This window comes from Leeuwenhoekiella sp. NPDC079379, from assembly GCF_044542075.1.
GTDB lineage: Bacteria > Bacteroidota > Bacteroidia > Flavobacteriales > Flavobacteriaceae > Leeuwenhoekiella.
The window spans coordinates 684199-705698 of the sequence record NZ_JBITTU010000001.1; the positions used below are offsets into that span (position 1 = coordinate 684199).

The 21500-nt window shown below is 34.5% G+C and carries 16 protein-coding genes and 1 tRNA gene; 13 read left to right on the plus strand and 4 right to left on the minus strand.

Annotated features, from left to right (window positions below; genetic code table 11):
* Window positions 1-51: 51 nt before the first annotated feature.
* Window positions 52-1926: a cation:proton antiporter gene (locus ACIGAM_RS02960; protein ID WP_396509963.1), complete on the minus strand. Its 1875-nt coding sequence runs from the start codon at window positions 1924-1926 to the stop codon at window positions 52-54.
* Between the two features lie 239 nt (window positions 1927-2165).
* Between ACIGAM_RS02960 and ACIGAM_RS02965 the strand changes: the two genes are divergently transcribed.
* The 8 genes from ACIGAM_RS02965 (at window position 2166) to ACIGAM_RS03000 (ending at window position 12855) form a co-directional block, all read left to right on the plus strand.
* Entirely contained in the window at window positions 2166-3023 is an 858-nt protein-coding gene (locus ACIGAM_RS02965) for an MBL fold metallo-hydrolase (protein WP_396509964.1), read from the plus strand.
* A 68-nt stretch (window positions 3024-3091) separates the two neighbouring features.
* Window positions 3092-4741, plus strand: coding sequence for a S8 family peptidase (locus ACIGAM_RS02970; RefSeq protein WP_396509965.1), 1650 nt, complete (start codon window positions 3092-3094; stop codon window positions 4739-4741).
* A gap of 97 nt (window positions 4742-4838) precedes the next feature.
* A complete protein-coding gene (locus ACIGAM_RS02975; protein ID WP_396509966.1) occupies window positions 4839-6680 on the plus strand; it encodes a M1 family metallopeptidase in 1842 nt (613 codons plus the stop codon).
* A 122-nt stretch (window positions 6681-6802) separates the two neighbouring features.
* The gene (locus tag ACIGAM_RS02980) at window positions 6803-9376 is read left to right on the plus strand and encodes a M1 family metallopeptidase (RefSeq protein ID WP_396509967.1); all 2574 of its coding nucleotides are present in this window, start codon (window positions 6803-6805) and stop codon (window positions 9374-9376) included.
* Between the two features lie 84 nt (window positions 9377-9460).
* Entirely contained in the window at window positions 9461-9850 is a 390-nt protein-coding gene (rnpA, locus tag ACIGAM_RS02985) for a ribonuclease P protein component (protein ID WP_396509968.1), read from the plus strand.
* A 70-nt stretch (window positions 9851-9920) separates the two neighbouring features.
* The gene (locus tag ACIGAM_RS02990; RefSeq protein WP_396509969.1) at window positions 9921-10736 is read left to right on the plus strand and encodes a DUF4349 domain-containing protein; all 816 of its coding nucleotides are present in this window, start codon (window positions 9921-9923) and stop codon (window positions 10734-10736) included.
* A 4-nt stretch (window positions 10737-10740) separates the two neighbouring features.
* Window positions 10741-12366, plus strand: coding sequence for a S41 family peptidase (locus tag ACIGAM_RS02995; protein WP_396509970.1), 1626 nt, complete (start codon window positions 10741-10743; stop codon window positions 12364-12366).
* A 111-nt stretch (window positions 12367-12477) separates the two neighbouring features.
* Window positions 12478-12855, plus strand: a complete 378-nt coding sequence (locus ACIGAM_RS03000) for a hypothetical protein (protein ID WP_396510087.1) — start codon at window positions 12478-12480, stop codon at window positions 12853-12855.
* Window positions 12856-12900: 45 nt separating this feature from the next.
* On the opposite strand, the gene ACIGAM_RS03005 is transcribed toward ACIGAM_RS03000, so the two are convergent.
* Complete coding sequence (locus tag ACIGAM_RS03005; RefSeq protein WP_396509971.1) at window positions 12901-13344, minus strand: GNAT family N-acetyltransferase; 444 nt, start codon at window positions 13342-13344, stop codon at window positions 12901-12903.
* Window positions 13345-14426: 1082 nt separating this feature from the next.
* On the opposite strand from ACIGAM_RS03005, the gene rnr reads away from it, so the two are divergent.
* Genes rnr through ACIGAM_RS03020 form a run of 3 tightly spaced genes read left to right on the plus strand, consistent with a single transcriptional unit; the run spans window position 14427 to window position 18136 of the window.
* A complete protein-coding gene (rnr, locus tag ACIGAM_RS03010) occupies window positions 14427-16640 on the plus strand; it encodes a ribonuclease R (protein WP_396509972.1) in 2214 nt (737 codons plus the stop codon).
* Between the two features lie 59 nt (window positions 16641-16699).
* A complete protein-coding gene (locus ACIGAM_RS03015; RefSeq protein WP_396509973.1) occupies window positions 16700-17371 on the plus strand; it encodes a head GIN domain-containing protein in 672 nt (223 codons plus the stop codon).
* 48 nt (window positions 17372-17419) lie between these two features.
* Window positions 17420-18136, plus strand: a complete 717-nt coding sequence (locus ACIGAM_RS03020; RefSeq protein WP_396509974.1) for a LysE family translocator — start codon at window positions 17420-17422, stop codon at window positions 18134-18136.
* 102 nt (window positions 18137-18238) lie between these two features.
* Here the strand turns inward: ACIGAM_RS03020 and ACIGAM_RS03025 are convergent.
* Together ACIGAM_RS03025 and folB are read right to left on the minus strand one after the other, a co-directional pair.
* Window positions 18239-18309, minus strand: a tRNA-Cys gene (locus ACIGAM_RS03025).
* 50 nt (window positions 18310-18359) lie between these two features.
* Window positions 18360-18716, minus strand: coding sequence for a dihydroneopterin aldolase (folB, locus tag ACIGAM_RS03030; RefSeq protein WP_396509975.1), 357 nt, complete (start codon window positions 18714-18716; stop codon window positions 18360-18362).
* 239 nt (window positions 18717-18955) lie between these two features.
* On the opposite strand from folB, the gene ACIGAM_RS03035 reads away from it, so the two are divergent.
* Window positions 18956-20986: a glutamine--tRNA ligase/YqeY domain fusion protein gene (locus ACIGAM_RS03035; RefSeq protein ID WP_396509976.1), complete on the plus strand. Its 2031-nt coding sequence runs from the start codon at window positions 18956-18958 to the stop codon at window positions 20984-20986.
* Window positions 20987-21122: 136 nt separating this feature from the next.
* Window positions 21123-21497 (plus strand): YtxH domain-containing protein, encoded by a 375-nt coding sequence (locus ACIGAM_RS03040; protein WP_396509977.1) that lies wholly within the window; start codon window positions 21123-21125, stop codon window positions 21495-21497.
* The last annotated feature ends 3 nt before the right edge of the window (window positions 21498-21500 follow it).

Here is a 21500-nt window from a genome sequence, read left to right on the forward strand (position 1 = left end):
ATCCTTAAGTTGATTCAATAAAAAAGGGACTCAATTTGAATCCCTTTAATATTATGCTTCTGGCTCTTCTATGACCAATTTTTCTTTAACCGGCATTTTTTCTGGATCAAAAGGTTTCCCTAAATAAACCAACTTAGTATCTGCATATGAATCTACTTCAAGATCATCTATATTAGATTTTAAAATTTCGAGTTCACCAGATTCCTTTTTCAAAAATATAGGAATACTATTTTTATCTGCTCGGGTGCTTTCTATCAGCTTCTCAAACATCTCTTTAGAATCAATATTAACTTCTTGAATAGTGGGATGTGCACGGGCTACTTCGGTTAAGCGAATGAAATCGTCTGTAGGTGAAAACAAACCTCCTTCGGGACTGCTTTGAGGATCTTTCATTTCATCTGGAGTAATAAGTCTAAATGCACCATTTTCACCAAAAATATCTTTAAATCTATTAATTGCATATTGATTTATATCACCATTACCGGTTAGTGCCATCAAATATCCTACATCATTAAGTTCTATATTATTCATTAAGCTATCTGAATAAATACTGTCTTCAATAGCTTCCAGACCGCGTTCTTTTGCTTTTTCAATATTTACACTGTTACTGTCAACAAGTACAACGTGACGACCACCTTTCATCAAATATTCTGCAATAATTCGGGAAGCTTTAGACGCACCTATAATCACGATACCTTTAGATTCAGTTAAAAACACACCTACAATTTTAGCAAAAAGACGTGCCGTTGTTGCGTTTAATAAAACCGTTCCTAACACAATCATAAATACAAGAGGCGTGATATATTCTGCCCCGGCAACACCTTCATCTACCAGTTTTAATCCAAAGAGTGAGGCAATACCTGCAGCAACAATACCACGTGGGCCTACCCAACTTACAAACAGTTTCTCATTAAACTTGAGACCAGATCCTTTTGAGCTTAAGAATACGCCTATAGGTCGCAACACAAAAACAACAATAGCAAATAACAATACCGCCTTCCAGGTATATACCAGATACAAATCTTGTATTTCTATGTTTGCTGAAAGTAAAATAAACAGCAACGAAATAAGAAGTACGCTTAACGATTCTTTAAAGTATAATAGCTCTTTTAAATTAGGTAACTTCATATTACCCATCACCATACCCATAACTACTACAGAAAGAAGGCCACTCTCGTGCGCAAATAAATCTGAAAGTATAAAAACACCTAAAACAGAAGCGAGTGTAAATACATTTAATAAGTAATGCGGAATTACTTTTCGTTTGATACATAAAGCTAATGCGTGTGCAAATGTAAACCCGAAGGTAAAGCCAAAAAGTACAATTTTACCAAACTCTTCAAGTGCGGTTAAGGTAAACTCGCTACCGGCATCTACACTAATGAATTCAAATACTAATACGGCAACAAGAGCACCTATAGGGTCTATTAGAATACCTTCCCATTTTAAAATTGTCGAAATATCTTTTTTAAGCGGAATATTTCTAAGAATAGGAGTAATCACCGTAGGACCTGTAACGATAATCAATGCAGAGAATAAAAACGAAATACGTAAGCTTAAGTCAAAAATATAGTAGGCAGCAGCTCCCGCACCAAAAAAAGTAACCAGCGATCCTACTATAATTAATTTTGTAATTACAGGACCTACATTTTTTATCTCGCTAAAACGAAGCGTAAGACCACCCTCAAAAAGAATAATCCCAATTGCCAAAGACACAAAATTAAAAAGTCGTTCTCCAGGAAAAATCCCTACGTCACCATTCCATATAGGTTCAATCCATTTTGAACCGTCATAAGTAAATAAGGTAGATATAGGTCCTACAAAAAGGCCTATAAGTATAAGCGGTAAAATCGCCGGAATTTTAAACTTCCAGGCAACCCATTGTGCCAGTATTCCTAATATTATGATTCCTCCCAGTTCTAACATGAATTCAATTTTTTGCTATGATACGTTTTTCTGCATTGATTCTAAAGTTCGCAATGCCGTTTCAGTGTTAAATATAGCTTAATTACATGGCTAGAAAAATTTGATTTAACGTGCATTTAGTATTTTGCAAGACTTTACCTAGTAATAAAGGTGTTTATTTTATAAAAAATGTAAGGTATTAATTAGATACTCTTTTTTATAATTAAACACGTATTAACTAGTTTACAGAACACTACTATATGATAATACACGCAATTGACGCCGGCAGTTTTAAATTAGACGGTGGTGCCATGTTTGGTGTGGTTCCTAAAACATTATGGACACGCACAAACCCCGCAGATGCAAATAATATGATAGACATTGGCGCACGATGTCTGCTTATTGAACATAGCAACAGACTTATACTTATTGATACGGGTATGGGAGATAAACAAAGTGATAAATTTTTTGGTTACTATTATCCCTGGGGAGATGCTACTTTAGAAAAATCACTCAAACAAAAAGGCTTTCACCCAGATGATATCACAGATGTTTTTCTTACACATTTGCACTTTGACCATAGTGGAGGATGCATTAAATGGTCAGAAGATGGCAAAACATTAATCCCTACTTTTAAAAATGCTATTTACTGGAGTAATGAAGATCATTGGGAATGGGCAACAAAACCTAATGCTCGTGAAAAAGCCTCTTTTTTAGAAGAGAATATTCTACCTATAAAACAAAGTGGTCAATTGCGATTTGTTGATAAACCTCAAAATGCGTTTTCTGCAACATCAGAACTTAATTTTGGTATTTTGTTTGCAGACGGTCATACCGATAAGCAAATGATTCCGCATATAGAATACAAAGATAAAACCCTTGTTTTTATGGCAGATTTGCTTCCTACAGCAGGCCATTTACCATTGCCTTATGTAATGGGTTTTGATACAAGACCCTTGCTCACCTTAGGTGAAAAAGACACGTTTTTGAAAGAAGCCGCAGATAATAATTATTATTTATGGCTAGAGCATGATGCTCACAATCCCATAATCACAGTAGAACATACAGATAAAGGGGTTAGACTTAAAGAACGTTTTAAGATCGAAGACGTCCTGTAAACCAGACCTCTTACTTGAGTTAAAAGCGAAAACCTTCAAACAAAAATTTAAATAACAACTCCTATAAAATGAAAAGAATTTTTATTGCAGCATTTAGTGCTGCACTGTTTCTAAATGCTTGCGGTACCGCACCATTACTTACCATACCAGAAGAAAATGTAGACAAACTTCCTCTAAAAATAAGTGACCTCAGCGAAGATCAATTAAAAAATTGGCCGATGATGGATATTACAATGGACACCGTACCGGGTATGAGTGTTGAGAAAACCTATGCCCAACTTATAAAAGGCAAAGGAGCTTCAGTAATTGTAGGTGTGGTTGATAGTGGTATAGATATTACGCACGAAGATCTTAAAAATGTATTGTGGACAAATCCCGGGGAAATTGCCGGTAATGGTATTGATGATGACAAAAACGGATATATTGATGACGTACACGGCTGGAATTTTCTGGGAGATATTGTTCAAGAACAATTAGAAAAAAGTAGAATCGTACAAAAATACGATGCTCAGTTTAAAGGCAAGACCTTAGATCAAGTGCCTGCTGCTCAAAAAGAGCTTTTTAAAACCTACACCGAAGCTAAAAAACAGGTAGATGCTGAACGTGATGAATTAATTCAACAAAAAACACAATATGATGGCTTACTTGCAGCTGTAAAAACTGCACATACTGCTGCTACAGAAAAATTTGGGAAAGAAGATTATACTGCAGAAGATGTTGCTACACTACCCACAACAACAGCGATGGAAGAGCGTAACAAAGGTGTGCTTACCCAAATGCTAACCTACGCAGATACGATTCCAGAATTTTTGGTAATGCTTAATGAGCAGTTAGAAAGCATGACAGATCGCCTTAACAACAACTATAATCTAGAAGGTAATTACCGTAGTGTTTTAGGTGATAATCCTGATGATATTAAAGATGCTGTTTATGGTAATAATAATGTAACAGGACCAGATCCTGATGCGGCCTTACACGGTACACACGTTGCCGGGATTATTGCTGCTCAACGCGATAATGGGATAGGGATGAATGGTGTTGCAAACAATGTGAAAATTATGACTGTGCGTGCAGTACCAGACGGTGATGAGCGTGACAAGGATATTGCTTTAGCTTTACGTTACGCTGTTGATAATGGTGCAAAAGTGATTAATACCAGTTTTGGTAAATACTTTGCTACCAACCCAGAGTGGGTTTACGATGCTATAAAATATGCTGCTAAAAAAGATGTTCTTATCGTAAATGCCGCAGGTAATGAGAGTATAGATCTTGATATGGGTGATACGGTATATCCTAATGATCAACTAGATAACCTTACTGAGTTTGCAGACAATGTAATAACGGTAGGCGCTTTAAACTATAAATACGGTGGTAAAATGGTAGCGAGCTTTTCTAATTTCGGAAAATCTAATGTAGATGTTTTTGCTCCGGGTGTTCAAATCTGGTCAACTACACCAGATAACTCCTATCAGTTCTTACAAGGTACTTCAATGGCTTCGCCAGAAGTTGCCGGGGTAGCTGCAATGTTACGTTCTTATTATCCACAATTTTCTGCTGCACAGATTAAGCAAATTATTTTAAAGAGTGGTGTTACTACAAACATTCAGGTTTCTGCAGGAGAAAATGGTGAAGTTGTAAAACCATTTAATACCTTATCTAAAACAGGTAAAATGGTTAATATGTACAACGCTTTTAAAATGGCTGAATTATCAAAATAAGCTGGTAATAATTCCGAAAGATTAAGAATACTTTTAATCTTTCGGAATAAAACCTGATCACGTCTAATCCCTACTTATAGGTAAAATCTAAATGAATATGAATTTAAAAGCTTTAATAGGTCTTTCTTTTTTAAGTGTTTTTGCTTTCTCGCAGGCACAAAACAATACATCTTACTGGCAACAACATGTTGACTATAAGATGAATGTTGATATGAATGTGGAGGAGTACACTTACACCGGTACACAAGAACTCGTTTATACAAATAACTCTCCAGATACGTTGAGTCAAGTATTTTATCATCTTTATTTTAATGCTTTTCAGCCCGGAAGTGAGATGGATGTACGCTCTCTAAACATTAAAGATCCTGACGGAAGAGTTAAAGATCGAATCTCAAAATTAAAGCCAGACGAAATCGGATTTTTGAAAGTAGATAAGCTTACTCAAGACGGAGCTGCTCTTACGTATGATGTTGCTGGGACGGTGCTTGAAGTTAGCCTTACAAAACCTATCGCACCAGGCGAAAGCACCTCTTTTAATATGGATTTTAATGGGCAGGTGCCAGTACAGATACGTAGAAGCGGTCGCGATAATGCAGAAGGTGTAGCGCTGTCTATGACACAGTGGTATCCTAAATTAGCAGAATATGACTTTGAAGGTTGGCACGCAGACCCCTATATAGCACGCGAATTCCACGGCGTTTGGGGAGATTTTGATGTTAAAATAACGATAGATTCTGATTACACTATAGGTGGTACCGGAAACTTACAAAACCCGGAAATAGGTCATGGTTATGGAGAACCAGGTCAAAAAGCGGTTAAACCTGTAAAAGGTAAATATACCTGGCATTTTGTAGCTCCTAACGTACACGATTTTGCTTGGGCTGCAGATCCTGATTATATACACGATAAATTAACCGCAGAAGACGGTACGGTACTTCATTTTTTCTATAAAGACGATAAAGAAATAATTGAAAACTGGAAAAAACTACAACCCAAAACTGCAGATTTATTAATGTATTATAACGAGCATGTAGGGCCTTATCCTTATGATCAATATTCTGTGATACAAGGTGGTGATGGTGGTATGGAGTATGCAATGTGTACATTAATTACGGGCGGAAGAAATTTAGGTAGCCTTATAGGGGTAACTGCACACGAGTTTGCACATACCTGGTTTCAGTTTTTAATGGCTACAAATGAGCAAAAACATGAGTGGATGGATGAAGGTTTTACATCCTATATCTCTGATGAAGCAATGAATGTAGTTATGGATGAGAAAAAACCAAATCCGCAGGCAGGTAATTACAATTCGTATTTTAGACTCGCTACAAGCGGCTTTGAACAGCCACAGACAACCTATGCAGACCGCTATGCTTTAAATGCAGCATACGGCGCTTCTGCATATTCTAAGGGTGCTGTGTTTATGGCACAACTAGGCTATATCATAGGTAAAGAAAATCTTGATAAAACCATTAAGAACTATTACAAAAACTGGCATTTTAAACACCCTACACCTAATGATATTAAGCGTGAGGCAGAAAAGGTGAGTGGTATGCAGCTAGACTGGTATCTTGTAGACTGGACGCAAACTACAAATACAATCGACTATGCGATTAAAAATGTAGAAGAAGTAGACGGTAAAACTGAGGTAACATTAGAGCGCAAAGGTCTTATGCCTATGCCTATAGATTTTTATATCAATACCACAGATGATATCAATGAAGCCTATTACATTCCGTTGAGAATGATGCGTGCAGATAAATCAAACCCATTTCCAGAAATGAAACGTACGCAACTGGAAGACTGGCCATGGGCAATGCCAACGTATACGTTTACGATAGATAAACCGCTTTCAGAAATTAAAGTAATGACTATAGATGCTCAGCAATTAATGGCAGATATAGATAAATCAAACAACAGCTGGACAAAAACTGAATAAGGTTAAAAAACTAAACTTAAAAGCCGTTTTCTTCACAGAAAACGGCTTTTTATATTTGGGTTGTTTGCCAAGTCTTTTTTCAATTTTTCCGATATTTAAAATTATCAATGCTACCGTATATTATGAAATGCTTCTCTTTACTTCTGTTACTAGTTATTACTTCAATTTCCTGTCAAAATAAAGATCAAGAAAACATCCTTCCTGACCCCGGGATTTCAAAAGATCTGGCAGATTTTCGCAAAGCGCAATTAAGTGATATCACCTACAATTTAGATTTTAGTATTCCTAAAAATCTTGAAGATTCAATACCTGCCAAATTAGAATTAAAGGTAACAATTCACGATTCTTCAAAACCACTTTATCTAGATTTTAATGCAAAAGAAAATCTTGTAAATAGGGTAGTGGCAAACGGGACAGATGTCTCTATTCAACATAAAAATGAACATTTAATTATTCCTTCAGAAAGCCTTCTGGAAGGCTCTAATACATTTACAATAGACTTTATTGCCGGTGAACAATCACTTAACCGCAATTCAGATTTTTTGTACACACTTTTAGTTCCCGATCGTGCGAGTACGTTGTTTCCATGTTTTGATCAACCTAATTTAAAAGCAAACTACATTCTAAAAATAACCGCGCCTAAAGAATGGGAAGTCTTGTGTGGTGCACCCGAAATTAGTACTAGCACAGCGGGTGATTTTACTACACATCAATTTGGCAAATCTGATAAGATGAGTACGTATCTATTTTCTTTTGTAGTGGGTAAATTCAACACGGCAACTCAGAAGGTTGATGAGCTCAACATGAAAATGCTGTATCGGGAAACAGACTCCATTAAAATTGCAAACAGTTTAGATCCTATCTTCAAATTACACGCAGGAGCTGTAGATTTTCTTGAAAATTATACTGCACAAAAGTTTCCGTTTCAAAAATTAGATTTTGCTTCAATTCCTATTTTTCAATATGGTGGGATGGAGCATGTAGGCGCTATTCAGTACAAAGAATCTTCATTGTTTTTAGATCATACAGCTACTGAAAATGATAAACTGGGACGTGCAAAACTTATTGCTCACGAGACTGCGCATATGTGGTTTGGTGATTTAATAACGATGAACTGGTTTGATGATGTGTGGATGAAAGAAGTATTTGCAAATTTTATGGCAGATAAAATTGTAAATCCTGCATTTCCTGATGTAAATCACGATTTACTTTTTGTGCTCAATCATTATCCCGGTGCTTATAGTGAAGACCGTACACAGGGTGCAAACCCCATACGACAGCAACTAGATAATCTTAAAAATGCAGGTTCTTTGTATGGCGGTATTATTTATCATAAAGCACCTATTATGATGCGCCAGTTAGAACTTGCTGTTAGTGAAAAAAAGTTTCGTGAAGGCATACAAGAGTACATAAAAACCTATGCAAATGACAATGCTGTTTGGGACGATCTGGTAGGTATACTCGATGCCAGAACAACAATTAATTTAAAAGAATGGAGTGACGTCTGGGTAAATCAAAGCAGTAGACCGGTATTTACAGATAGTATTGTTTATAACGCGCAGAACGAAATAAAATCATTTGTACTCTCACAACATGCCGAAGATAACACAGATAAAATATGGCCTCAGACCTTTAAAATAGGACTGGTTTATGCAGATTCTACGCATAGCATTTCGGCAACAGTTGCAGGTGCACAACTTAATCTAAATAGCGCGCAAGGTTTACCAAAACCACTACAAATCATTTACAACTATGACGGAATGGGTTATGGTATTTTTCCGCAAGCGGAAGAAGCGCTAACACAAATTCCTGAAATTACAGATGTTGTTGCCCGGGGTTATAGTTATATCAATAGTTATGAAAATTTGCTTAATGGAAGTATTGCACCATCTGCAGCTTTTGAACTGTTTAAAGAAGGAATAAAAACCGAAACAAATGCCTTAATTCTGCGTCAGATTACGAGTCAAATGGGAAGTTTATACTGGACTTATTTTGATGATTTACAACGGGAAGCTCATCAAAAAGAATTAGAAGATTTAGTGTACAGCCAACTCCAACAGGACTTACCCGCAAATATTAAAAAGACCTTATTTGGCTTGTTTAGCAGTATTGCTTATTCTAAAACCGGAAAAGAAAGATTATATGCTATTTGGGATAAGAAGATTGAAATAAAAAATCTAAAACTCAATGAGGATGATTATACCGCAATGGCTATGAACCTGGCGTTATATAATCATGAGAATAGAGAAACTATCTTAACAAAAGCTGAAACTGCAATTACAAATCCTGATAAAAAAGAACGTTTTGAGTTTTTGCTACCGGCATTGGCCGCAGATACCACAACTCGCAACGCATTTTTTGAAAGATTAAAAAACTCAAAAAACAGAGAAAAAGAATCCTGGGTAATTTCTGCTTTGCATTATATAAACCACCCGTTACGTCAGGAAGATGGACTCAAAAATTTAGAAACTTCGCTAGAATTGCTAGAAGAGATTCAATTAACGGGAGATATTTTCTTTCCTAAAAACTGGCTAAACGCAACAATAGGAAAATATTCTTCTGCTGCAGCATACCAAATACGCGAGGCATTTTTAGCTGCACATCCTAACTTAAATCCGGTTTTAAAAAGCAAATTATTACAAGCTACAGATGATCTTGACCGTGTGCAAAAGATGCGTAAAACCATAAAAAACTAGAAAGCAAAAGCTTAAGAATATATCTCTGTAGTATATAAGTTAGCTATATTTACACCTCAAATCCTTTCGCCGAATGGCAAAAAAATGAATCAAACTTTCCCCAAAAAAGAACATTTAAAACGTAAAAAACTCATTGATCTTCTCTTTAAAGAAGGTCAAAAAGTGAGTTCATATCCCTTGTTGCTTTTTTATACAAAAGCACCACTTTACGAAGAAGGAATAAACATACAAGCTGGGGTTTCTGTTGCTAAGCGTAATCACAAATTAGCAGTTACCCGCAATCGCTTAAAGCGGGTAATGCGCGAAGTTTACCGCAAAAATAAAACTGATTTTCAAACAAATGAGGGCACATTTGCGTTTATGTTTATTTATACGGGAAGAGAAGTATTGACCTACTCAGAAATTGAAAAAGCAATGTTGAAGTTGATCTTAAAATTTAATACTAAAGAGAATCAAACTTTAGAAAATATGTAGCTTAGTATATCTCGTAACCGCAATTTGAGAGTATTTGAACTACCCATTATTATAAATTAAAATATAGGTTATGAAGATTCTTGGCTTTACGTTACTGGGTTTGATGTACATGTGCGGTTCTCCTTCTAGTGAGGTTGAAAATATAGGAGCAATGCATATCGAAAATGATGTATATGCAGATGAGCAAACGGTTCCCAATTTTCAAGTTGCTACCACAGATCAAAAAATTATCAAAACGGGAAGAATACGCTTCGAGACAAATGATTTGCTACAAACACGCACCCAGGTTTTGAAAGCTGTAGAAGCTTCAAATGGGTATGTACAAAATGAAAATTCGGGTAAAGATTATTCTCGAAATTTTCAGGAATTAGAACTGCGTGTTCCTACTCAAAATTTTCAGAAAGCACTAGATTTAATAAGTGATGGTGTAGCTTTTTTTGATGAAAAATCTATTTCAAGGCGTGATGTAACCGAAGAATTTATAGATCTCGAAGCGCGTCTAGATGCCAAACGCAAATTAGAAACGCGTTATCTCGATTTATTGAAGAAAGCAAATTCGGTAAAAGATATTCTTGAAATAGAGCGTGAACTTTCAGTGATTAGAGAAGAGATTGAGTCTAAACAGGGTCGTCTAAATTACTTATCAAAACAGGTTTCGTACAGTACACTAACCGTTAACTTTTACAAGATTACGGTTGAAAACGGAATTACAAAATCGTACGGTTCTAAAATTTTACAAGCAATAAAAGGTGGTTGGCAGGGTATTTCTACCTTTTTACTGGGTCTCATTTATATCTGGCCTTTTATTATTATTTTACTGGTGGCTATCTTTTTACTACGCAGATGGCAGAAAAGAAATGCTAAAAAGAAAAATTCATCAATATAGATTTATGAGAAAGAGAATATTGGTTTCGATAACGGCAGTGGTAATTCTATTTACTACAGTTAGTTTTAAGAGCGATTTTTTTGAAATCGCTAAGCAGATTGAAATATTTACCACCTTATTTAAGGAGCTTAATATGAATTATGTTGATGAGGTAAATCCTTCAAAATTAATGGACGCTGCAATAGAAGGTATGCTTTCTGAACTGGACCCATACACTAAATACTGGACTGAGCAGGAGGTAGAAGATGCGCGCATTAATAATACTGGAGAATACACCGGTATAGGAGCATCTGTCATTACAAAAGATAAGAAAATTAAAATTCTCGAAGCTTACAAAGATTATCCTGCAGATAAGGCCGGTTTGCAGGCGGGTGATGAGCTTATAAAAATAGGAGATATTACCATAGCAGATTTTAATGCTGATGCCGGTGATTTGCTGCAAGGAGCACCGGGAACATCTATTCCCATATCTTTTAAACGCCAGGGCACTATAAAGCAGACCACTCTTAAACGTGAAGAAATAGATATTAAAGCGGTCCCATTTTATACGCTAATAGAGGGAAATATAGGGTACGTTGTGTTGTCTAAATTCAACAAAAAAGCTTCTTCAGAAACAGCAGATGCAATAAAACAATTAAAAAGTGAAGGAGCTACTTCTATTATTCTAGACTTAAGAGGAAATCCCGGTGGTTTATTAACAGAAGCTATTAATGTTAGTAACTTGTTTATTCCTAAAGCACAGGTAATTACCACTACAAAATCTGTTATTGAGAAATACAATCAAGAGTACCGCACACCTAATGAACCTTTAGATGTTAATATTCCCGTAGCTGTGTTAATAAACGGTCGCAGTGCTTCTGCTAGCGAGATCGTATCTGGTTCATTACAGGATTATGATCGTGCTGTTATTGTAGGTGCCAGAAGTTTTGGAAAAGGTCTTGTACAGCGTCCTAAAGAGCTTACGTATGGTACCCAGTTAAAAGTTACGATCTCTAGATATTATACACCTAGCGGTCGTTGTATACAAGCACTTGATTACTGGAACCGTGATGATCAGGGTAATGCGATACGTACTAATGTTGAAGATTATAATGAGTTTAAAACAAGAATGGGTAGAACGGTATATGATGGTGGTGGAGTGTTACCAGACATTCAAGTAGAGTCTGCAAAATTAAGTGCGATTACAGAAGCTTTATTAATGGATCAGGCAATTTTTGACTTTGCTACAGACTATTTCTACAAGCATAATTATGATAACTTAGAAGATTTTAAATTTACCAGTACAGACTATACAGCTTTTAAAACTTTTCTTGAACAAAAAGGATTTACATACCAGACGCAAACTGAAAAAGATTTAGAAAAATCATTTCTTACTGCAGAAAAAGATAACCTTCAAAAAGAAATTAGTACCCAATATGCCGGTCTTATGAAGTCTATTGATTCTGCTAAAAAACAACAACTGGATTCTAAAGAAAAAGAGATTTCTAATTTAATTGTAGACGAACTTGTAAAACGGTATTTCTATAAAGAAGGCCTTTATGAGTATCAAATAAAACATAATGAGGAGATTGCAGAAGCTATTTCAATTTTAAAAGATACTAAGCGCTATTCTAAAATTTTAAACCCGTAATAAAAGCATTATTTTAAAGTTTAGTTTTAGAATTCAATATTTTAACACTAAAATTTAAGGGTTTAACCCAATCTTAAGAATATTAACAAACTCGTTTACTATCTTATGATTATGATAACTATAGATAAGGATACAGATAAGAACACAGAAATTTTAGGAACTGCAATTAGCTATTTAGAAGATAGAGGATTTGAAAATATAAAAGCCGATACAGAAGGCTTTGAAAGTCCAAAATCATACATAAAAAGAGGTAGTGAAGTATCAATCACACCAGATATTGTAGCAGAGCGCGATGGTGAAAAGCACATTTTTGAATTGAGTTTAAAATCTAAAAAACCTAGATTGTTGAAATCGAAATGGCTTTTTCTTGATGTATTAAGCGATATGAAGAATTTTAAATTTAAAATTCTTACAACTCGTGGGCATTATAAATTTACAGATGAGATGTTAGACAGTATAAGCCTAAATAAAACTCCAGTTAAGATATAATTGCACCTTACATAACAAAAATAAAAACCGCCAAAAGGCGGTTTTTTATTTGGTTCTTACCATTTTAATATGCGGGATATTATCTTCTAAATATGCTTCACCAAATTCAACAAAACCAAGTTCATTATAGAATTTCTTTAAATAGGTCTGTGCAGAAATATGTATGATATTTATCGCAAAGCGAGATTCTAACTCATTTATAGAAGCCTGCATTATAAGTTTACCATACCCATATTTACGTTGATCCCGTTTAGTTAAGACACGCCCTATACTGGCCTCATCAAAATAAAATCCTTTATTAAATATGCGGGTATAAGCAACTAAATTTCCTTCTTTATAGCCCAGTACGTGAATTGCTTTTTGATCTTTATCATCTATATCTTGATACACACAATCCTGCTCTACTACAAAAACCGCTGAACGCAATTGTAATAGTTCATATAGCATGTGAATATCAAGTTGATTGAATTCTAGTATTTTAATTTCCATAGTTTTAATTCGATAACGCGTAATTACTATATTTTTTTATTTCGAACCTAATTTTATTATTGTCATTCTACTTTTTATTTTTTTTTAGGAATAAAAAAAATAAATAATTAAAATAAGCTTTAAGCCATCTAGACACTGACCTAATATAGAATAGAATATAATCTACTTATATATCTACAACATCACGGGTAATTTTTCACTTGTTAATAGCCATTTTCAAAAACACTCTGGGATTATGTGAGTTACAATGATATGAAGTGTAAAGAGACTTAATATTCAACGAGTTAACATTTAGTTAACATGACTGTTCATAAGTTGTCATCAAAAAAGCAAAATGAAAATTGCTTTCTAATTAAAAAAAAACAAAGCAGAATATAGGTAATACCAAGCAAGTAAATCTTCCTATTTTTTGTTGTCACTTTATGAGCATTTAAAAAAGTGATTCTTAATAAATGTTAGTAAAAACTTATTTAGAATTTGTGTTTAACTAGGGTTATCAACAATTGTTAATAGCGATGGTAGATCCTTTGAAAATCAGTTAATTTAAGTTGTATAATGACACTTATAACACGTTTATAACTACCTACAATTAAAAAAACAAGAAACTTAAAGCTAAACTTATACCGCTATTAACAGACTATAATAACAAACAGATTTTATTTAAATTTTAAAAAAGAAAAATGATTATTATATATACTGTTAACAACTGAAGCTAAAAAAAAATAGAGCCCTTAATTGGAGCTCTATTTAATTATTATTTTAAAGATTGATATTTTAAAACTGAGAATTTACGTACGTAAAAACTACTATTATCCCAAGTATAAAAATACTTAGAAATAGAATTAGAATTTTATTCTTTTTGATACTGAGTATCTTCATAGGTTACTAACAATTCATTTAGGTGTAAAATTAAGTTAATTTTAACAACTTATAACTTTTATAGATTAAGAATTGGTTACCAAACGATTAAATAAGAATTTTAAGATGTTTATAGCATTAAGATTAACTTAAAGTTCACGTAATAGTCCCTTTAGTTTCAGCTAATAACCCTAATTTTACTAATATTAAATACAAAGCATTGAATGCCAAATAAAAAAAGAAGAAGACCCACTACACAAATTGCTGACCTTTCTCAGAAAATACTTAAGATTCTAAAAAGAGAACCCGGTAAGCTATTCAACCATAAACAGATTGCTGCTAAACTTCAGGTAGATGATCCTAATAGCCGTAATGAGATTGTAAAAGAGTTGTCTCAACTCATAGCTAAAAAGCACGTAGAAGAAAAAGAACGTGGAAAATTTAGTTTCAACGCGGCTTCACACTATCATACCGGGAAACTAGATTGTACGTCTAAAGGGGATGGTTATGTGATAGTTGAAGGAATGGAGCAGGATATTTATATTCCTAAAAATAATATGAATAAAGCCTTAAATGGCGATACCGTGAAAGTTTACGTTTATAAACAACGTAGAAGTAAAAAGCACGAAGGAGAAATAGTAGAGGTAATAGAGCGCAAAACTGATGAGTTTGTAGGAGTAATACAAATGCAAAAGAGTTTTGCCTTTGTAAATACTTCAGCGGAAGGTAAAATGCGTACCGATATATTTGTTCCTAAAAATAAAATAGGTGACGCTAAAGATGGTGAGAAGGTTCTTGTGAAAATTGAAGACTGGCCAGAAAAAGCAGATTCTCCTTTTGGTCGTGTCATACAGGTATTAGGTATGCCTGGTGAGCACAATACAGAAATACATTCTATTCTTGCTCAATATGGATTACCACATGATTTTCCTAAAGAAGTAGAAGACTACGCAAATAACATAGATACGAGTATAAAGGAAGAAGAAATTAAAAAGCGTCGTGATATGCGCGATGTCTTGACGTTTACGATAGATCCTAAAGATGCTAAAGATTTTGACGATGCATTGAGTTTTCAAAAGCTAGAAAATGGCAATTACGAGGTAGGGATTCACATTGCAGATGTATCACATTATGTAGTTCCAGGAACAATTTTAGATGATGAGGCCTATGAGCGTGCAACTTCGGTTTACCTGGTAGACCGTGTGGTGCCTATGCTTCCCGAAATTTTATCAAATAATGCCTGTTCTTTAAGACCTAATGAAGAAAAGTATACATTCTCTGCAGTTTTTGAATTAGATAAATCTTCAGGAAAAGTGTTAAATCAATGGTTTGGTCGCACAGTAACGTATAGCGATGCACGCTTTGCTTATGAAGAAGCACAACAAATTATAGAAACCCGGGAAGGTAAAATACCTGCTGAAGTTTCTATCACTGGCAAAGAATATACCTCACCTGATGCTGTAGTAGAAGCAACTTTAGAATTAGATAGATTGGCAAAAATTATGCGTAAACAGCGTATGAAAAATGGTGCAATCTCATTTGACAAAGTTGAAGTAAAATTTAATTTAGATGAAGATAATGAGCCGGTAGGTGTATTCTTTAAAAGTTCTAAAGATGCTAACAAGCTTATTGAAGAATTTATGCTGCTTGCAAATAAAAAAGTAGCAGAGTTTATAGGTAAACAATCTCCAAAAAAGACTTTTGTTTATCGTATTCATGATGAACCTAATGATGAAAAACTTGCTGCACTACAAACAATTGCAGGAAGATTTGGTTACAAAATGAACTATAAAGATCGTAAGAGTACTACGGCATCTTTAAATAATTTGCTTAGTGACGTAGCCGGGAAAAAAGAACAAAACCTTATAGATACCTTAACAATACGTACTATGAGTAAGGCGGTTTACAGTACAGATAATATAGGTCACTACGGTCTGGCTTTTGATTATTACTCACATTTTACCTCACCTATAAGACGTTATCCAGATGTAATGGTACACCGTTTATTACAGCATTATCTTGATCAAGGTAAATCTGCAAGTGAAGAAGAGTATGAGCAAAAATGTAAGCATAGCAGTGATATGGAATATCTTGCTACTAGCGCCGAGCGTGACTCTATTAAGTATATGCAGGTTAAATTTATGCAGGAGCATAAAGATGAGACTTTCTTAGGTGTCATATCTGGTGTTACAGAATGGGGTATTTACGTAGAGATTATAGATAATAAATGTGAGGGTATGATACGCTTACGTGATATTAAAGGTGATCACTATGATTTTGACCAGGAGCAATATGCTATTGTAGGAAGAAAATCAAAACAAACAATTACGCTGGGTGATGAGGTATATGTAAAGGTTAAAGAAGCAGATTTAGTTAAAAAACATCTCGATTTTACATTAGTTGGCACCAAAGCTGATTATGAAAATAAGGCTAAGTAGCGTTCTAAAGTGTAACAAATAAAAATTACGTTTGTCTTTAGATTACAAACTCAAACAGTATGAAAAATTTAATTGTGTTGTTAGTTATACTAACATCGGGTGTCCTTAGTGCACAGGATAATGTAAAAAATATAGGTGATTTTACAGAGGTAAAAGTCTTTGACCGTATGCGGGTAAACCTTATAAAATCTTCTGAAAATAAGGTTATTTTAAAAGGAAAGGATACCGAAAATATTGAACTTATCAACAGTGATGGTGTCTTAAAAGTACGTATGAACCTAGATAAGATCTTTGACGGTAATGAGACTTTTGTAGAAGTTTATTACAATAATCTTAGGGTTATTGATGCAAATGAAGGTGCGCGTGTAGAGGTCAATGAGTTATTAGAACAGAGCAGAATTGAAATACGCGTACAGGAAGGTGCTTTAGTTAAAGCAGGTTTAGATGTTGAATTTGCAGAAATGCGTGCAGTAACTGGCGGTATAATTACAGCTAAAGGTTCTGCAGAAAAGCAAAATGTAGAAATAAATACAGGTGGTATTTTTGAAGGAAAGTCTCTAGAAACTACAGATACTACGTTACGTATTCAAGCAGGAGGAGAGGCAGACATTTATGCACGCAGAACAGCTCAAATTAAGATACGTGCCGGAGGCGATGTAATGGTTTATGGTAATCCTACCGAAGTTATTAAAGATAAGTTTATAGGGGGTCGTATTGAGGTGGTGAAGTGATTAATGTCAATTTAGTTACTTTTGTAGTATAATGATTTTTAAATCCTAATGCTACAAGATTTCTCAACTGCCATACCCCTCGGTTTTTTACTTGCCTTTCTCGTAGGACCGGTTTTTTTTGTATTGCTAGAAACAGCTGCTTTAAAGGGATTTAGAGCGGCTTTTATTTTTGATATAGGCGTCGTTTTTGCAGATATTACATTTATTCTCATTGCTTATTTTAGTACAAATCAACTTCTTGCTAAACTAAAAGATGATCCTGCACTTTTTATATTTGGCGGAATGCTTCTGTCTATGTATGGTGTTATTTCATTTTTAAGAGTAAAAAACAATAAACTTGAAGATGATGAGCATCCCACAGTAATTATGAGTAAGCGTAATTACATAGGTCTTATGGTTAAAGGTTTTTTACTCAATTTTATAAATATAGGGGTACTTGGTTTTTGGTTAGTGATTTTAATATCTGCCGGTCCTGCGCTAGATATGAATGCAGATCGTCTCCTTATTTTCTTCGCAGGTATTTTAGGAACTTATTTACTAACCGACGTTTTTAAAATTCTTTTAGCAAAAAAATTAAGAAGTAAGCTTACACCCACACGTATCTCTATTATAAAAAGAAGTATAAGTGTTTTAATGTTTGTTTTTGGTTTAATTCTAATTTCTAAGGGAATGTTTCCTGCAAAGATTGAGCAAATTGAAAAGCGAATAGAAGAGATCGCTCCAGAAAGTGAGTTTAATATTAATGGAGACTCAATTACTATATAATTATCTTCCTTTAGAAATATCCTTAACTTTTATCAGTACGGCTGCAATTTTCAAATTACATATAAAAAAAAAAGACCCTTCAATTATGAAGAGTCTTTGTTGAGGTGTCGAGCGGATTCGAACCGCTGTAGCAGCTTTTGCAGAGCTGAGCCTAGCCACTCGGCCACGACACCCTTTTGAATTGGTGTGCAAATTTAAGTTTTTTCTTTAGATATGAAAGCGATTATTGCTTTTTAGTCATAGATACACCTACAGAAGCAACATCTCCACCTATGGGAGGGTTGATTTTACGTACAGTTACTGTTGCTTTTTGAAGTTCAGAAATTTCTTTAAATGAGCGATCTAATATACGTTGACATACATGTTCAAGAAGTTTAGAACGTTCTGCCATTTCCTCTTTTATAATTTTATTTAAATGTACATAATCTACAGTATCACTAAGATTATCTGTACTAGCAGGAGTTTTTAAATCTGTTTTTATTTTTAAATCCACATAATAATCAGAACCTATTTGACCTTCTTCAATAAGGCAACCGTGATAGGCATATACCTTTACTTTATTCAGTTTTATAATTCCCATAAGGCTTAGTTTGGCTAATTGTTTTATATATAACTTATTAACTATTTAATCAAAAAATTCCTGTAGAATTGAATCAATTTAAATAGTTTTTTAACATAAAAACTATAATTATAGTGGTAAAGATATTATTTCTGTTTAATTGAAAGACCAGAATATGGTTGCTTTAAATAGAATACTTTAAACGTTCTTAGACGTGTATTTTTAGTAATTTTACACCTTCATACAGCACAGATAATACAATGGCAGAAGATTATGTAGCTCTCAATTTTTTAGAGCAAATAGTAGAAGAGGATATAAATAATGGTTTTTCTAAAGAAAAACTGCGTTTTAGATTCCCACCAGAGCCTAACGGCTATTTACATATAGGCCACAGTAAGGCCATTTGTATAAGCTTCGGTCTTGGAGAGACGTACAATGCGCCTGTAAATCTTAGATTTGACGATACAAACCCATCTAAAGAAGAGCAGGAGTATGTAGATGCTATACAAGAAGATATAAAATGGTTAGGCTATACCTGGGATAAGGTTTGTTATTCTTCAGATTATTTTCAGCAATTGTATGATTGGGCAGTTCAGCTTATTAAAGAAGGTAAAGCCTATGTAGATTCTCAGTCTAGTGAGGCGATGGCAATACAGAAGGGAACACCTACTGAGCCTGGTAAGAATAGTCCATTCAGGGATCGTTCGGTAGCTGAAAATCTTGAACTTTTTGAAGGCATGAAACGTGGGGATTTTGCTGAAGGTGTACATATACTTCGTGCAAAAATAGATATGGAATCTCCTAATATGTTACTACGTGATCCTATTATGTATCGTGTTATTAACAAAGCACATCACCGTACAGGAACTACTTGGAATATTTATCCTATGTATGACTGGGCGCACGGCGAGAGCGATTATTTAGAACAAATATCACACAGTTTATGTTCTCTAGAATTTAAGCCACACAGACCGCTTTACGAGTGGTTTGTAGATCATATTTACTCAGATGGGGTAAAACCTAAACAACGTGAATTTGCACGTTTAAACTTAAGTTATACAATTATGAGTAAGCGTAAGCTGCTCAAACTTGTTGATGAAGGTATTGTAAGTGGCTGGGATGATCCAAGAATGCCTACAATTTCTGGTTTACGAAGAAGAGGTTATACACCGGCCTCTATACGTAATTTTATAGATACTGTAGGAGTTGCAAAGCGCGATAATGTAATTGATGTATCATTACTTGAGTTTAATATACGAGAAGATCTTAACAAGACAGCTCCTCGTGTTATGGCTGTTTTAGATCCTGTAAAACTTATAATAGATAATTATCCTGAAGATAGTGTAGAGTGGCTTGAAGCCGAAAATAATCAGGAAGATGATAGTGCAGGTTTTAGAAAAGTACCATTTTCTAAAGAACTCTATATTGAGCGCGACGATTTTAAAGAGTCTGCAAACAGTAAGTATTTTAGACTTACTTTGGGTAAAGAAGTAAGATTAAAGAATGCCTATATCATTAAAGGAGAATCTGTAATTAAGGATGCGTCTGGTACTATTACTGAAATTCACTGTTCATACGATCCCGACTCACAGAGCGGGAGCGGTACAGAAGCGAGCTTACGCAAGGTTAAAGGCACGCTACACTGGGTTTCAATAGAGCACGCCATTAAAGCAGAAATACGTCTTTATGATCGTCTATTTAACAACGAATCTCCAGATGGGGATAAAGATGTAGATTTTATGAACTATTTGAATCCAGAATCTTTAGAAACTATAACAGGTTACCTAGAACCAAGCTTGAGTGATGTAAAGCCTTTAGATATATTTCAGTTTCAACGTATGGGATACTTTAACGTAGATAAAGAAAGTACTCCAGAAAAACTAGTTTTCAACAGAACGGTAGGGTTAAGAGATACGTGGGCAAAAGTAGAATCTAAATCTGCAAACGCAGTTCAGCAGAATGCTAAGCCTGTTAAGCAAATACCACAACTACCTGCTCTAAACGAAATTAAAAAAATAGGTAAAAAACTAGGTCAATTACCTGATGAAAAGCGTTTAAAAAGTGTTGCTCAAATACATGAATTGGCTAAAAATGTTGAATTTGAAGAACTAAAAGAGCTGTTTAATACTTCAGCAAAAAAGATAGGTACACGTTTAGCCGTTCTAGAAACTTTAAGTGTACTTATCAAAACAGATAAAGTATCTAAAAGTCAAACTGATGTAGCTACTTATATTGAAGAAATGAAGACTTCTGGAGATACACTTTTAGAAGATGCAGTTGAGAAACTCTAGAATTAAAGTACTTATGCAGCCGGCAAATGTCTTTTTTTAGGATTACTTTAAGGTTAACCTTTGATTTATTAACCGGTTATTAACGGAGATTGGCATCAAACAATGTTAATTTTGATTATAACTTAAAACTATAACCATGTCAAAAACAGGAAATACCATTTTAGCACTTATTACAGGAGCAGCAATAGGAGCAGGATTAGGCTTATTATATGCACCCGAAAGTGGTGATGAAACAAGAAAGAAAATTTCTAAAAACGCTAAAGAGGCAAAAAAGAAATTAGAGAAGCAGATTAGTGAAACTTCAGAAAATCTTACTGCATCAGCAAAACAAGCTAAAAAATCATTTGACGCTAAATTAGAAGATACGCTGAAAACAGCAAGTACTAAGGCAGATGATATTTTAGTAACAATGGAGCGTAAATTAGAGGAGCTTAGATCTAAAAATGCTAAGACAGCTAATAAAGTAGTTGATGAAGTTAAAGATATTGATGTACCAACCGCAAAAGTATAAGCG